The following is a 15,054-nucleotide window of genomic DNA, read 5'->3' as shown; positions in this document are numbered from 1 at the left end:
TTTTTTTAGTCTACATAAAGTTTGGATTGATTATTCAACCAACTATAAAGAAGTCCGATAAAGAGACCGCCACCCACGTAGTTTCCTAATCCAGAAAAGAGGAAATTGCTTAGTACACTTAATAGAGTCATTCCCTCAACTGGTCCACCATTTGCAAAAAAGGCCAGGGAGAAGAGTGAAAAGTTCGCAATGACGTGCTCATATCCCAAGAAAGCAAAGATAAAGATGATGAAAATAACGGAAATGAGACGTCCAGCATCATCTTTGATGCGTAAGAAGGTAAATACGCCGATATTCACAACAATATTAGCAAAAATTCCTTCAATAAATTGAGTCAAAGGTGTCTTTGAAAGCTTGGCCACCGTTGCTTCAAATAGGTAGCTGTGAGCATCAACGTGATGATAAGGCAGTGTCAATGAAACCAAGTAACAAACAAGGACAGCACCGACAAAGTTGAAAAGGATACAGGTTGCCAACATCTTGAGGGCTGTTTTAGTAGGAATTGTTTTTCGATGAATGGCTACTGTCATATACATCATATTGGATGTTCCAAGTTCGGCATTCATATATAAAATCATGAGTAGCCCCCAACCAAACATCAATCCATAGCTAAATTTACCGAGTCCTTCTGCGACATGGTTGAGTTTGTCTGCTGTATAAAGAGAAATGACAATCCCCAATCCTAAATAAAGACTGGCTAGTATCGATCGTACAGCGTAGGCAGAAAAACTGTGTTCAAACAAATCTGCTTTTTTCTTGATACTCTTTTCAAGTGTATACATTAATGTCTCTTGGTTAGCTCCCATCCTAATCTCCTTACTGAATCTACTACTTTTTCGAGTAAACGTTTTCTTTTTATCGAATGGCTTTACTTTGTTTATTATACTTGATAAAATGGTTGTTGTCCAAAAAAAATTCAACTTTTGAAAGGAAATATAAGAAAAATATGGATGTTACATGGACAGTGAAATATATCACTGAATTTTTAGCGACTGCACTCCTTATTATCATTGGTAATGGTACAGTTGCAAACGTTGATTTAAAAGGCACAAAAGGAAACAACTCTGGTTGGATTCTCATTGCGATTGGCTATGGTTTGGCAGTTATGATGCCAGCATTGATGTTTGGTAACGTTTCTGGTAACCATATCAACCCAGCCTTCACACTTGGTTTGGCTGTTTCAGGTCTCTTCCCTTGGGCTCATGTTGCTCAATACATTGTTGCTCAATTGTTAGGTGCAATGTTTGGTCAGTTAGTGGTTGTAGCAGTTTATAAACCTTACTTCTTGAAAACTGAAAATTCTAACCATATTCTTGGTTCATTCTCAACTATCAGTGCACTTGATAACGGAACGAAAGAAAGCCGTAAAGCTGCGACAACTAATGGTTTCTTGAATGAGTTCGTTGGTTCATTTGTATTGTTCTTCGGTGCCCTTGCTTTGACCAAACATTTCTTTGGTTCAGAGTTAGTTGGTAAATTGATTGAACAAGGCTATGATAAAACAGTCGCTGAGACAATGACTGCTCCATATACTTCAGGTTCAATTGCAGTTGCTCACTTAGGCATTGGTTTCCTAGTTATGGCACTTGTTGCGGCTCTTGGTGGTCCAACAGGTCCTGGTCTTAACCCAGCGCGTGACCTTGGTCCACGTATCGTCCATGCCCTTCTTCCAAAATCTGTTCTTGGTGAAAACAAATCAGATTCTAAATGGTGGTATGCTTGGGTTGGTGTATGTGCTCCAATTATCGCATCAATTGCCGCTGTTGCACTATTCAAATTCTTGTATCTTTAATGGTGAACCCGTTTTCGTCGGGTTTTTCTTTTTCTCTTGGCATATCCAATATAAAGTTGTCTGCTCTGCTATTTTCCTAAAAGTTATGCTACAATAAAGCTAGAAAAAATCGGAAAAGAGGCTAGAATATGTCAGATGTTATTGCTTTTGGCTATGGAAGCAGTCGAGCGGAGATGCAGCTCAAGCGACTCAATCGTCATGGAATCATCGCAGGTGCGACAGGTACAGGGAAGACTGTGACCTTAAAGGTCTTGGCAGAGCAGTTGAGTGATGCGGGAATCCCGGTCTTTCTATCGGACATCAAGGGTGATTTGAATAGTTTGGTTGCGGCCAATACCAAGGAGATTGATCCTAATCGCCTAGAGAAGACTCACTATCTTGACTATAGCCCAGTCGGTTATCCAGTTGAGTTGTGGGATGTCTTGGGGGAAAATGGGACTCCTGTCCGCATGACTATTTCAGAGCTGGGGCCTGTCTTATTGACGCGCTTGCTGGGCTTGAATGATACTCAGGAGTCCATCTTGAATATCGTTTTCAGCGTGGCAGATGAGCGTGGTCTTCTCTTGATTGACCTGATGGACCTGCGTGCCATGCTCAATTTTGTGGCTGAAAATGCAGCAGAGCTGAGCCAATATTATGGAAATATTCCAGCTCGTTCAGTTGGTGCAATCTTGCGTAGCCTGGTTGTTTTGGAGCAACAAGGGGGTAAGATTTTCTTCGGTGAGCCAAGTCTTGACATTGCTGATTTGATGCGTACAGCTGAAGATGGCCGTGGTGTTATTAACGTCCTTCAAGCTACTGAGCTGTTCAATCAACCAACTCTTTATTCGACAGTCCTGCTCAGCCTTTTGTCAGAACTCTATGAAGTGCTGCCTGAGGTGGGTGATTTGGATAAGCCTAAGATGGTCTTCTTCTTTGACGAGGCTCATGTTCTCTTCAAAGATGCTCCAAAAGTTCTTCTTGAAAAGATTGAATTGATTGTTCGTTTGATTCGTTCAAAAGGTGTAGGTGTCTTCTTTGTAACGCAGAATTCGACCGATATTCCTGACAGCGTGGCAGCCCAGCTGGGAAATCGCATCCAACACGGTCTTCGCGTCTTTACACCAAAAGAGCTCAAAACTGTCGCGACTGTTGCTGAAACCTTCCGTCAAGAAGGTGATAAGGATTTAGCTAAGGTCATTCAGGAGTTGCAAGTGGGGGAAGCGGTTGTGTCTACCCTTCAAGCAGACGGCACACCAAGCTTTGCGGATCGGGTCTTGATTTATCCACCGAAGAGTATGCTTGGAACGGTCGAGCCGAGCGCCCTCTTGTCTGTCATCAACAACTCTCCTTTGATGGAAAAATATGCTGACGCGGTCAACCGTGAATCTGCCCACGAGCAGATTTTAGCCATGACAGAGGCCAAAGAAGCCGAACTCATCAAAAAAGCAGAGCAGGCCGAGGCGGAAAAACAGGCAGAAAAAGAAGCTAAGGCAGCCGCAAAAATGGAAGAGAAAGCTCAGAAAGAAGCGGCTAAAGCTGCACAAAAAGCCAGTCAGCCAGCCAGTCGCAAAACAGACTCTATGATGGACCGCTTTACCAAGAACCTGATGAGCCAGGTCGGACGGGAAGTTGGGCGCGTGGTGACTCGTGGCATTATGGGCATGTTAAAAGGAAAATAAGATGAGGAACTGGGAAGGAAACTTCTCAGTTTTTTTATCTAGACAAAGTTCTTGCCAGATGCCACAAAATTCGTTAAAATAAACACAAATCACTAGTTAGTAAGGAGTTGCCATGACTGATCAATTGCAGGCATTATTGAAAGACTATCAGCCCCAGCCCTTGGGTGAAAAACGTTCCTATGCAGTCTTCTTGCCCTTAGTCTGGTCAGACAATCAGTGGCAGGTCTTGTATGAGATTCGGAGCGAGTCCATTTCTCAACCAGGAGAAGTTTCCTTCCCAGGTGGCAGAGTAGAGGTAGGAGAAACGCCACAGCAAGCGGCCGTTCGGGAGGCTATGGAGGAACTAAATATTCAACCTGAACAAATTGATATACTCGGAGAAATTGATTATTTGGTTTTGGAGTGCTCAACCGTTCATTGCTTTGTTGGACGGTTAAATCTTGATTGGACGACTATCCTTCCTAACGAAGAGGTTGCTCGGATATTTACAGTGCCTCTATCAACTCTATTAACAACTCAGCCAGTCTATTATCAGCTGGATTCACAAATAGTACCGGATTGTGACTTTCCCTTTGAACGCTTGAGAGGTGGGGTTGACTATCCCTTCAGTCACCACAAACGCTCCGTTCCCTTTTATGAAAATCTACCAGAAAATATTTGGGGAATGACCGCCCAATTTACCCATCGGTTTACGGAAATAGTGAAAAGTAATCTATCGTGAAATGATAGGTTATTTTTTTGGAGGCAAAACCAGCCTTTGCGATATGTATCAGCGAAAAAAATGGAGACAAAGCTCAATGTGAGCAATATATAGAAAAACATAAAAAAAACAGATGCGTGACAGATAAAAGATAGCTACGGCTGATATACTTGGTACGGTCCATATTTTGAAGTACCATCATCTATCCAGAAATGCAACAATATTCATGCAAATGTATTCAGTGAGTTGTTATCATTTCCAGTAGATGAGTGGGAAAATGTATAAATCTATATTTTAAGAAGGAGCCAATTATGAGCAAGCAGAAAGTTGTGTCCAGTTTATTATTAAGCACAGTCGTATTAGGGGGATTAGCCTTTTATTCAACGACAACGGTTAAGGCAGAATCGCTAGAACCAGATGTTACATCAGTTAATGCAAGCGATGCTACTAATAAACCGGTAGTACCAAATGAAGAGGAAAGCGACTTTTTAGCTGAAGAGAAGCTTGAAGAGAGCGATGCTCCAGTAGAAACTCTAAATGAAGAAATCAAAGATGTCACAGAGCCTGAATCAGTTCTTCGCCCTCGTGCTATGAGAAGTGTCTTGGAGGATTCGGAGATGGAATCTTTCCCAATGGAAGATTCAGAGTCAGAGAGCGGGATGACGATAAAGGGCTTAGATCAAGTTCAAGATACGAATAGATCAGCTCTTTTGGGGAAATCAGGGCAAGAAAATTATAAAAACTCAGTCTCTATAGAACCAACAAGTGTAACGAGCAAGGGTGAAGTTTCATGGAAAGTAACTTTCAATCCACAAAACTGGTCTTTTCATAACAATAAAGGTGGATATTATTTACTTGTTCCTAAAGGATTGACATTAACAAAGATTACGGAAAATAATAGTCGTGATATTACAAGTCAATTTCCAACAAATGTCAATTCTGAAAGTAATAATCAACAAGCATCATTTCGTTTCTTTGGCGGAGAGGAAGCTAGTGGTGAGAGAAGCTTAGGTGAACAATGGAACTGGTCCGTTGGTTTGGTAGGAAATAGTAAATTTAATGAATGGAAAAATCGTTTTTCTAGTATTTATTATATTGACGATCCAAAACATACCAATACGGTGGAGTATGTGCTAACAGCTCAGATGGACAACGTAGAAGCAAGTACCTTCCCACTTATGGCAGTTATCAAGAACTTTGATGAAAAAAATCATAATTTTAGTCAAGTAGTTGCTGTAGCTGGTCGCGAGATTGTTATTGAGAAAACAAAAGTTCAAAAACCAAAAGAGGAAGCCCCAAAAACAAATCCAGAGGCAGAAGTTCCACAACTCCCAGCACCGGAAGCTCCAAAGGACGCTCCAGAAACTCCGGAAGAAAAACCACAAGTACCGGAATCACCAAAACAAGAGACACCAGAAGCTCCACAAGCGCCATCAACTCCTGAAAAACAACCAGACGCACCGGAAGCTCCAAAAGAGGAAACACCGAAGGAAGAAGTTCCGCAAACACCACAAGAGCCAAAAGAGCAACCAAAAGAGACTCCGGAGGTTTCACCAAAACCAGAAGAGCCACAAACACCACCAGCTCCGTCAACTCCGGAAAAACAACCAGAAGTACCAGTACCGGAAGAACCTAAGAAGGAAGAAGAGCCAGGTCAGGAATTACCAAAACCGATGGAACCAAAGGTTGATAAACTAACACCAGAAGTACCACAGGTACCAGACGCTCCAAAAGATGAACCGCAAGTACCATCAATCCCAGAGGAGCAACCAAAAGAGACTCCAAAACCAGAAGTTCCGTCAACTCCTGAAAAGCAACCGGAAGCTCCTAAGGAAGAGCCAAAACAAGACGCTCCACAAACACCACAAGCGCCATCGACTCCGGACAAGCAACCAGAAGCACCTAAGGAAGACACCCCAGCGCCAGAGGTTCCATCAGTACCAGAAGAGCAACCAAAAGAAACTCCAGCGCCAGAAGTTCCGTCAACTCCTGACAAGCAACCGGAAGCTCCTAAGGAAGCACCAAAACAAGACGCTCCACAAACACCACAAGCGCCATCAACTCCGGAAAAACAACCAGACGCACCGGAAGCTCCAAAAGAGGAAGCACCGAAGGAAGAAGTTCCAGCGCCAGAGGTTCCATCAGTACCAGAAGAAAAACCAATGGAAGATTCGAAACCAGAGGCGCCGAAGGAAGACACCCCAGCGTCACCGGCTCCATCAGTACCAGAAGAGCAACCGAAAGAAACTCCAAAACCAGAAGTTCCAAAACAAGAAGATGTCCAACCGGAAGCACCAAAATCTGATAAAGTAGAATCTGATAAACAAATGCCAGAAACTAAGAAACCAGATATGAAGCAACCGAAGACAGACGACATGCCTAAGGAACAAAAACCGAAAGCCGAAGCTCCAAAGGCAGAGCAACCACAAATGGAAGCTCCTAAGAAAGATTCGGAAGCGCCAAAAACTGGTAAAGCAGAATCTGACAAACCAATGCCAGAAACTAAGAAACCAGACATGGAGCAACCGAAGACAGACGACATGCCTAAGGAACAAAAGCCGAAAGCCGAAGCTCCAAAGGCAGAGCAACCACAAATGGACAAACCACAAATGGAAGCTCCTAAGAAAGATTCGGAAGCACCAAAAACTGGTAAAGTAGAAACTGACAAACCAATGCCAGAAACTAAGAAACCAGATATGAAGCAACCGAAGGCAGATAAACCAGAAGCAGAGAAAGCTCAAATGCCACGAACAGAGGGTATGAAGCCTGAATCTAAGGCTTCAATGATGCCAAAAACAGAGGCGCCAAAAGCAACTTTGCCAAATACAGGTGAAGCAAGTAGCGCAATAGGCTGGCTAGGTGGTGCTTTAGCTACTCTTGCCACAGGCTTGTATCTATTCAAAAACAAAAAAGAAGAATAGTCATTATTGAATAAGATATAAGAACTTCCCTCTTCTAAGTTCATAAAAGACTCCAGATCATCGCTGTATAAGCCTTGGTTTGGAGTCTTTTTGTTAAATATTCTTAGAAAATAACAAAATAGATAAATATTAGATAGCCTCTAGAAAAAATTTAGTTTAGGATGTTATACTAACGCTAAAACAATAATATCAATTTTTGAAAATACTAGATTGGAAGAAAAATCTGAACGCCATATTTTAGAACCTGTACTCACAAGTAAAGGGCTTTTATGTAAGAGATAGTTTTTTGCTAGTCAAGTTAATTTTTTGAGGGAATACTGGCTGTATTTTGAAAAAACGAACGATGAGTAGCTTTAAAAAAGCCTTAGATGGGAGTGCTAAACTGTAAATACAGGTTCTTAGTCTATTGGTGAAAAATTGAAGTAAATAGAGTAAAGGAGCACATTATGAGCAAACAAAAAGTTGTGACAAATCTATTGCTTAGTACAGCTGTACTAGGTGGTTTTCTAATATGTCACGTACCATCTGTAAGCGCAGAAACAGGCAATCTTCAAGAAATACCTACTGAATCTGCTACGGTTAGCTCAGAAAATCAAACTGCTGCCGCAGTTGATGGAATTTCACCTACGGATAACCAGTTACCTATGTCAGAAGAGGGTGATAAACAGGCTCCAGAAGAAAAACTAGTTTCTAGCGATTCTACGAGAGAAGAAAGTGCTGCGCAGGTAGCGACGGATCCGGATACACCATCTCAATCATTAAATGTGTCAGAGGCGGAAGTTTCAACGGCAGATTCAAATATTCAACAAGCCGAAGAGAAACTAATTCAAGAATCGAATTATTATAGATTTGACACTCATCAAGGTGAACAGATTAGGAATGCAGTATCTATAGAAAAAATATCGGCAGATAATAACGAAATTAAGTGGAAAGTAACTTTTGATAGAAAAAATTGGGTTTTTAAAGGCGAGGGGAGCGGCTATTACTTTATTCTTCCAAAAGGCTTACAATTAACCAATATTATTGATAGCCAATCTAGAGAAGATATTTTCAATAAGTTCCCTAAGGATGTCAATAGTGAGGCAAATTCTGGAGGGCAGCCGTATCGCTTTTTCAGTAGAGAAAAAAATGCTAATAATGATGAGCGTAGTTTTGAAAGTCAGTGGGGTTGGTCTGTTGGACGTGTAGGAGGAGAGTTAGAAAAATGGAAGGAAGAAAGTTCCAGCATCTATTTTCTACAAGTACAGCGAGATTCCGTTGTTAAAGAAAAAGCGACATATGAACTGACGGCACGGGTGACAAATCGAGAAATGCAGACTTTCCCGGTTTTAGCTGTGGTGAAGAATTTTAAAGAGCGAATATTTTTCTCCAGAGATGAGATTACTTCTGCTGCTGGTTTGAGATTAAAGGTATCGGAAAGTGCTAAGCCGAATAATGAAGGGATTACTATTATCGGATCTGTCCCAAGACCTGATTCATCTCCAGAAAGCGACAGGATTCCTGAACCGCGGGGAGATAGGACTCCGGATATAGATGTACCAAAGGCAGATGTTCCAAAAGTTGAGCAACCAAAACCAAAGGACCCTGAGGTTCAACTGCCTGCTCCTAAGGATCCGGAAACTGTGCCACCAAAAGTAATGCTTCCAGCACCCAAAGTTCCAGAAGTTAAGACGCCCAAAGAGGCGCCTCTGCCACCAAAAACTCCGGAGGTTGAGGTTCCGAAAGTCATGCTTCCGACACCGAAGGTTCCAGAGGTTGCGCCACCGAAAGTCATGCTTCCGACCCCAAAAGTTCCAGAAGCTGAGACACCGAAAGTTGAGCAGCCAAAACCTAAGGTTCCAGAAGTTCACCTTCCTGCTCCTAAGGGTCCGGAAACTGTGCCACCAAAAGTAATGCCTCCAGCACCCAAAGTTCCAGAAGTTAAGACGCCCAAAGAGGCGCCTCTGCCACCAAAAACTCCGGAGGTTGAGGTTCCGAAAGTCATGCTTCCGACACCACAATCCCCAGAAGTTGTACCACCAAAAGTAACTCCCCCAGCACCTAAGGTTCCAGAGGTTAAGACGCCAAAAGTTGAGCAGCCTGATACAGATGCTCCTGAGATTGAGTTACCAAAATCTCCTGAAACTGAACGACCAGAAGTATTACCACCAACCCCAAAAGTTCCAGAGGTTGAGCCACCGAAAGTCATACTTCCGACCCCAAAAGCCCCAGAAGCTGAGACTCCGAAAGTCATGCTTCCGACGCCGAAATCTCCGGAAGTTGCGCACCCAGATGTTGAGAAATCCACCGGAATCCAACCAAAAAAGGGTCAACCTGAGGTTAATAAACCCAATATTATCCATCCGGAGGTGTTTCAATCCGAAGTTAAGAAAACGGAATCTGGATTTTCACCGGCTCCAAAGGTAGGAATACAAAAAGAGACTTTACCAAATACGGGTGAAACGAGTAACACCCTAGTATGGCTAGGTGGTGCTCTAGCTACCCTTGCATCAAGTTTGTATCTTTTCAAACAACACAGGCAAAGAGAAGAGGAATGATTTTACGCTAATACTAAAGTTTCTGGAACGTCAATAAGGCTTATCTATCATGGACTAAGAAAATTTAGAACAGTTGTAAATAGAAAACATTCCAAAATCTGAACTGCACCCCAAAAGTTAGAGGTGAAATCTAATTTTTGAGGTGCTTTTCTTGTAAGGTCAAGACACAAAGACAAGATTGAAATTTATCGCTTGCAATGATATGAAGGAGTTGGTTTTATATTTTGTTTTATCAATACTAGTTTGAATGTTATTCGAGAATTTGTAGGACATTCTGAGGATAGTAAGGAGATAGAGAAAATTTATCTTCATGTAATACAAAAAGGAAAACATAAGATTGAACAGGCTATGCTAGATTTAGCAGAAATAATTATTTGATATATTTTAATCAGTTAAAATTCAGTTATTTTGTCAAAAACAAAAGAAAAAAGCCTTTGAACTGCTGATTTCAAGGTTTTTTCAAGTCTTGTATATTAAAATGGGGTCTACCGAATGTCCAATTCTTATTTTTAAATCGGTTATATAAGTAAGTATTCTGAGGTATAGTAAAGGGTTCATTTGAAATAACGAAGTAATTTGCGGTATTGATGGTTGCTTCATTTAAGTATTTGATATTATCTGGAGTTAACCTGATAAACATTGTTTTAGCGTTATCAATTGAACTATCAATAAATTCAATACAGAAAAATGGACATATAGGTAAAATAATTCGTTTCCATTTATCGGTACCTATTACTGGATTGTCACTGGTTAATAGATTCTCTTCACTAATTGCAATATGAAAATTCATTGTTTCAGGTTTTTCAAAGTTTTTCAAGTAAGTTTCTAAAACTTTTTCTTGTTTAAATAATTTGTTAAACTTCAAAATCTTAACTCTATTAGCTTGTATTTCTTCTAACTCGATAGGTGAGGTTCTAGGATTATAGAAAGGCATATTTTCATACATTGTAACAAAATTGATTCTACCAGCATCAGTTCTTAAGTATTGTAACCACAGGTATAGGTATAAGAATTCCTGTTGTTCCTTTGTAACGATAAAATCTTCTGCATTCATATTTTTTAAGATATAATCAATGATTGCTCCCGTTTTTGATTCATAGGTGCAAAGTTTATTTTCTAAAACATTATCTATAATATCCTCACTTTCATACGAATATTTTGATGAACAGATGCTTTCGTAATTCATTTTTGATAATTTGTGTGCTTGTCGAATATATACATTTACTTTGTTTTGTTCATCAGAAAAATGTTTTAATAGACATCTTGGATAGTAATGTTGTTTCTTTGTTATCAATTTATTTGTCATCTAAACCTAGGCTTCCTTCAATTTAGTCATTTTACAATAATTATATCAAAACTTAACCATATATGGTGTGAGACAATTTTAATCAGTTAAAATTCAGTTATTTTGTCAAAAACAAAAGAAAAAGCCTTTGAAACGTTGATTTCATAGGCTTTCTGTATGTTGTCTTATTTCACCTCAGTGAAAATCACGTGTTTACGCAATTTTGGTGAGTATTTTTTCAATTGAAGACGGTCTGGAGTGTTACGTTTGTTTTTTGAAGTAAGGTACAAACGCTCACCAGATTCTTTGTGTTCAAGTGTAATATTTACGCGCATGGTATCTCCCTTCTATTATTCAGCTGAAGCAGCCTTAGCGATTTTACGTCCTTTGTAGTATCCTTTCAAAGATACACGGTGTGAACGTGAGTAATCTCCAGTAGTTTCATCAAATTTCACAGTTGGAGCTGCTACTTTATAGTGAGTACGACGTTTGTTTTTCTTCGCTTTTGAAGTGCGACGTGCAGGTACTGCCATTTCTTTTTTCCTCCATTAAATGTCAGGGTCAAGCCCTTTTTAAATCTAAAATAGTGCGTATGACTTTCGTCAACTTTAACAGTATAACAAAAGTTTTTTGTAAAGTAAAGTTACTTGACAGATTTTTTGAAAAAATTTGTCAGATTTTTATTTCCTAACTTCTCAAAGTGAGTTTGCTAAAATGTTCAAAAAATGCAAAAAATACTTGACAGCATATATATATATATATATAATGGTTATAGGACGAGTTCCAATTATTTAATAAATATAAGGAGAACTGTATGAAAACAGTTGGGAAGTTTTTCGCGAAAAAGTTGGCTAGCCTTTTGGTCTTGCTACTGGTTGTTGGTCTAGGAGTCTTCTGGTTCAGAAATAGTATCTTTGCTTGGTTCCAGGGAACCCATAAGGTTCAATATGAGTTTGTCATTAAGAAGTTTGAAGCGGAAAGTAAGCTGGTTGTAGCAGGTGCCGAGGTGGATACGACTGCCAACCAGACCTTTGAAAACAATAAATTAAAAGATTGGCCAGACTGGACTGAGCCTATTACCAAGCTCTTTGTTGGACGTGAAATGTCTGTTGATATTCCTGTGCAGACTGAGTTTAAGCTGGTTTTAGAGGGAATTGATCAGTCAGATGTTCAGATTCAAAACAATACCTTAACCTTCAAGAAACCTGTTCTTGTCGAAGTTGATTCTCAGCAACATGGAGCAATCAAAATCAGCAACAATAGCAATGGTCTTATAGATAAGGCAGTGGATGCTTTCACCTCTGGACAAAAGGCACAGGAATTTCTAAATGATAAATCCCAAGAAGCTATTTACAAGACAAGTGAGGAAGTATTGAATGACACAAAACGCCAGGAAAAAGTGGCGGCCTTTGCAGAAACAGCCTTAGAAAACCTCCTCAATCTGAATTCAGAAGAAAAACTTGAGGTTGAGATTGAAGTGGCCGACTTGAATTTCCAAATTGTGGATAAGAAATAGTTCTTTTAAACAAGGTCATGTCAGTAGACATGGCTTTTTATCTGCTCTGCCATTTCCAAAAAAGACCAAAATATGATAAAATAAAGGGCAATATTTAGAGAAATGAGAAAGTCCATGAAACTACAAAAACCAAAGGGAACACAGGATTTACTACCGCAGGATTCTGCCAAATGGCAGTATGTGGAAAACTTTACCCGCAGCATTTTCAAACAGTACAATTACGCTGAGATTCGCACACCGATTTTCGAGCATTATGAGGTGATCAGCCGTTCGGTTGGCGATACGACAGACATTGTGACCAAGGAGATGTACGATTTCTATGATAAGGGAGAGCGTCATATCACCCTCCGTCCAGAAGGGACGGCACCGGTTGTTCGTTCTTATGTAGAAAACAAGCTCTTTGCTCCAGAAGTGCAAAAGCCAGCTAAGTTCTATTACATGGGTCCAATGTTCCGCTATGAGCGTCCGCAGGCAGGTCGTCTCCGTCAGTTCCACCAGATTGGTGTGGAGTGCTTTGGTTCCAATAACCCAGCGACAGACGTAGAAACCATTGCTATGGCCTATCACTTCTTTGAAGAGTTGGGAATCAAGGACATCCGCCTCCACCTCAACAGTCTGGGCAATCCAGAGAGCCGTGCCGCTTATCGCCAGGCCTTGATTGACTATCTGACGCCGCTCAAGGACCAGCTTTCCAAGGATAGCCAGCGCCGTCTAGAAGAAAATCCTTTGCGTGTGTTGGATTCCAAGGAAAAAGAAGACAAGGTCGCAGTGGAAAATGCACCGTCCATCTTGGACTATCTAGATGAAGAAAGTACTGCTCACTTCGAGGCAGTCAAGTCCATGCTGGACAGCTTAGGTATCACTTATGTGATCGACACCAACATGGTGCGTGGTTTGGACTACTATAACCATACTATTTTCGAGTTTATGACCGAGGTAGGTGGCAACGACCTGACCATCTGTGCCGGCGGTCGTTATGATGGTTTGGTGTCCTATTTCGGTGGACCAGAAACACCAGCCTTCGGCTTTGGTATGGGGATTGAACGCCTCATCCTCGTCCTTGAAAAGCAAGGCATTGAACTTCCTCTCGACACCCAGTTAGATGTATACATCGCTGTTTTAGGTCAGGAGGCCAATGGCGGAGCGCTCGAGTTGGTTCAAGCCATCCGCAAGCAAGGTTTCCGTGCAGAACGTGACTATCTGGACCGCAAGCTCAAGGCCCAGTTTAAGTCAGCAGATGTCTTTGGAGCTAAGGCCATTATCACACTTGGTGGCAGCGAAATTGAATCTGGACAGGTTGTGGTGAAAAATAACCAGACAAGAAGTCAAGTTGAAACAAGCTTGGAAGCACTCAAAACAGATTTTACAAGTATTTTAGAAGAATTGGAGAAGCAGTAGTCTAGGCTGCTTCTTTTTTGTGGTTTTAGAAGCCATAAAAAAGAAGCGATTGGATAATCACTTCTTGAAAATAGTGGAGAATGAATTAGTGTGAGTGGCAGAAGTCTAAGACCATACGACCTTGGATAGTGCCAGCAACCATTTCATTGAAGACTGCTTCGGCATCTTCGACAGGACGTTTTTGAACGACTGGAACAACTAGTCCCATAGCACCGAAGTGGAAGGCTTCTTCTAGGTCTTTACGAGTACCAACTAGTGAGCCGACCACTTTGATACCGTCTAGCACAGTCTTCACGATACTGAGGTCCATGTATTCAGATGGAAGTCCTACAGCTACTACATATCCACCAGCACGAACACTGTCAATAGCTTGGTTGAAGGCTACTTTGGAAACAGCTGTTACAACAGTAGAGTGTACGCCGCCACCAGTAATTTCTTTAATATAACCAGAAACATCTTCTACTTCAAGGCCGTTGATCGTCACATCTGCACCAACTTCTTTGGCGAGTTCCAATTTATCATTATTGATGTCTACGGCGATAACATGAGCGTTGAAGACTTTTTTAGCGTATTGTACAGCAAGGTTTCCGAGTCCACCAGCACCATAGATAGCAATCCATTGACCTGGTTCCAAGTGAGCTTCTTTAATCGCTTTGTAGCAAGTAACGCCAGCACAAGTGATAGAACTTGCTTGAGCTGGATCAAGACCTTCTGGAACTTTTACTGCATAGTCCGCTGTTACAATACATTGCTCAGCCATACCACCGTCAACAGAGTAGCCGGCATTTTTTACGGTACGGCAGAGAGTTTCGCGACCGGTTGTACAATATTCACACATGCCACAGCCTTGGAAGAACCAAGCAACGCTGACACGGTCACCGACTTTTAGACTGGTAACACCAGGTGCGATTTCTGTAACAATACCGATTCCTTCGTGACCAAGCACGCGACCAGGAACCTTACCAAAATCACCATTGGCAACGTGGAGGTCAGTGTGACAAACACCACAGTACTCAATTTGGACCAAAGCCTCACCAGCTTCGAGTGGACGAAGTTCCTTATCGACAACGACAACACCAGTAGATTCTGGATTTACAACGACTGCTTTCATAAGCAGACCTCCTGTTTTAATATTTTATGTACATTTTTGGATGTGTTAATATAGTTGTTTTATATTGTTAAGAATATCACAATGTAGACAAAAATGCAAGAGTAGAAAAGAAGGGACAAATGAATGTAAAATT

Annotated in this window: 12 protein-coding genes; 7 read left to right on the top strand and 5 right to left on the bottom strand. The window is 41.1% G+C overall.

Annotated features, from left to right (window positions below; translation table 11 throughout):
• Positions 1–5: 5 nt before the first annotated feature.
• Entirely contained in the window at positions 6–806 is an 801-nt protein-coding gene (locus ODU39_RS05930; RefSeq protein WP_044759271.1) for a formate/nitrite transporter family protein, read from the bottom strand.
• 140 nt (positions 807–946) lie between these two features.
• On the opposite strand from ODU39_RS05930, the gene gla reads away from it, so the two are divergent.
• The 5 genes from gla to ODU39_RS05905 all read left to right on the top strand — a co-directional run bounded on the left by gla (position 947) and on the right by ODU39_RS05905 (position 9,611).
• The gene (gene gla, locus ODU39_RS05925) at positions 947–1,792 is read left to right on the top strand and encodes an aquaglyceroporin Gla (protein ID WP_222759701.1); all 846 of its coding nucleotides are present in this window, start codon (positions 947–949) and stop codon (positions 1,790–1,792) included.
• Between the two features lie 128 nt (positions 1,793–1,920).
• Entirely contained in the window at positions 1,921–3,453 is a 1,533-nt protein-coding gene (locus tag ODU39_RS05920; protein ID WP_398580078.1) for a helicase HerA-like domain-containing protein, read from the top strand.
• Positions 3,454–3,565: 112 nt separating this feature from the next.
• A complete protein-coding gene (locus tag ODU39_RS05915; RefSeq protein WP_208561139.1) occupies positions 3,566–4,174 on the top strand; it encodes a CoA pyrophosphatase in 609 nt (202 codons plus the stop codon).
• Between the two features lie 290 nt (positions 4,175–4,464).
• Positions 4,465–7,074: an LPXTG cell wall anchor domain-containing protein gene (locus ODU39_RS05910; RefSeq protein WP_398580079.1), complete on the top strand. Its 2,610-nt coding sequence runs from the start codon at positions 4,465–4,467 to the stop codon at positions 7,072–7,074.
• Positions 7,075–7,520: 446 nt separating this feature from the next.
• Positions 7,521–9,611 carry an LPXTG cell wall anchor domain-containing protein gene (locus ODU39_RS05905; RefSeq protein WP_398580080.1) on the top strand — a complete coding sequence of 697 codons (2,091 nt, stop codon included), beginning with the start codon at positions 7,521–7,523 and terminating at the stop codon, positions 9,609–9,611.
• 448 nt (positions 9,612–10,059) lie between these two features.
• Here ODU39_RS05905 and ODU39_RS05900 read toward each other — a convergent pair whose 3' ends face one another.
• From ODU39_RS05900 to rpmF, 3 genes are all read right to left on the bottom strand, one after another.
• Positions 10,060–10,917 (bottom strand): DUF4238 domain-containing protein, encoded by an 858-nt coding sequence (locus ODU39_RS05900; RefSeq protein WP_398580081.1) that lies wholly within the window; start codon positions 10,915–10,917, stop codon positions 10,060–10,062.
• Between the two features lie 164 nt (positions 10,918–11,081).
• On the bottom strand, positions 11,082–11,231 hold the full coding sequence (rpmG, locus tag ODU39_RS05895) for a 50S ribosomal protein L33 (protein WP_002262412.1): 150 nt from the start codon (positions 11,229–11,231) through the stop codon (positions 11,082–11,084).
• 15 nt (positions 11,232–11,246) lie between these two features.
• On the bottom strand, positions 11,247–11,429 hold the full coding sequence (gene rpmF, locus ODU39_RS05890; RefSeq protein WP_002937589.1) for a 50S ribosomal protein L32: 183 nt from the start codon (positions 11,427–11,429) through the stop codon (positions 11,247–11,249).
• Between the two features lie 281 nt (positions 11,430–11,710).
• Here rpmF and ODU39_RS05885 point away from each other — a divergent pair, with 281 nt between their 5' ends.
• Positions 11,711–12,412, top strand: coding sequence for a hypothetical protein (locus ODU39_RS05885; RefSeq protein ID WP_105257116.1), 702 nt, complete (start codon positions 11,711–11,713; stop codon positions 12,410–12,412).
• Between the two features lie 114 nt (positions 12,413–12,526).
• A complete protein-coding gene (gene hisS / locus ODU39_RS05880; protein ID WP_105257117.1) occupies positions 12,527–13,810 on the top strand; it encodes a histidine--tRNA ligase in 1,284 nt (427 codons plus the stop codon).
• A gap of 85 nt (positions 13,811–13,895) precedes the next feature.
• Here hisS and adhP read toward each other — a convergent pair whose 3' ends face one another.
• Positions 13,896–14,921, bottom strand: a complete 1,026-nt coding sequence (gene adhP / locus ODU39_RS05875) for an alcohol dehydrogenase AdhP (protein ID WP_398580082.1) — start codon at positions 14,919–14,921, stop codon at positions 13,896–13,898.
• Positions 14,922–15,054 lie beyond the last annotated feature (133 nt).

This window comes from Streptococcus sp. 2021WUSS126 (genome assembly GCF_044427255.1).
Taxonomy (GTDB): domain Bacteria; phylum Bacillota; class Bacilli; order Lactobacillales; family Streptococcaceae; genus Streptococcus; species Streptococcus hashimotonensis.
The sequence above is the reverse complement of the archived record's forward strand: the minus strand, read 5'-3'. Positions and strand labels throughout refer to the sequence as shown.

Coding starts and splice junctions, on each gene's coding strand:
- ODU39_RS05910 (WP_398580079.1), top strand. CDS start 4,465: ATGAGCAAGCAGAAAGTTGTGTCCAGTTTATTATTAAGCACAGTCGTA.
- gla (WP_222759701.1), top strand. CDS start 947: ATGGATGTTACATGGACAGTGAAATATATCACTGAATTTTTAGCGACT.
- ODU39_RS05930 (WP_044759271.1), bottom strand. CDS start 806: ATGGGAGCTAACCAAGAGACATTAATGTATACACTTGAAAAGAGTATC.
- ODU39_RS05915 (WP_208561139.1), top strand. CDS start 3,566: ATGACTGATCAATTGCAGGCATTATTGAAAGACTATCAGCCCCAGCCC.
- rpmF (WP_002937589.1), bottom strand. CDS start 11,429: ATGGCAGTACCTGCACGTCGCACTTCAAAAGCGAAGAAAAACAAACGT.
- adhP (WP_398580082.1), bottom strand. CDS start 14,921: ATGAAAGCAGTCGTTGTAAATCCAGAATCTACTGGTGTTGTCGTTGTC.
- rpmG (WP_002262412.1), bottom strand. CDS start 11,231: ATGCGCGTAAATATTACACTTGAACACAAAGAATCTGGTGAGCGTTTG.
- ODU39_RS05905 (WP_398580080.1), top strand. CDS start 7,521: ATGAGCAAACAAAAAGTTGTGACAAATCTATTGCTTAGTACAGCTGTA.
- ODU39_RS05885 (WP_105257116.1), top strand. CDS start 11,711: ATGAAAACAGTTGGGAAGTTTTTCGCGAAAAAGTTGGCTAGCCTTTTG.
- ODU39_RS05900 (WP_398580081.1), bottom strand. CDS start 10,917: ATGACAAATAAATTGATAACAAAGAAACAACATTACTATCCAAGATGT.
- hisS (WP_105257117.1), top strand. CDS start 12,527: ATGAAACTACAAAAACCAAAGGGAACACAGGATTTACTACCGCAGGAT.
- ODU39_RS05920 (WP_398580078.1), top strand. CDS start 1,921: ATGTCAGATGTTATTGCTTTTGGCTATGGAAGCAGTCGAGCGGAGATG.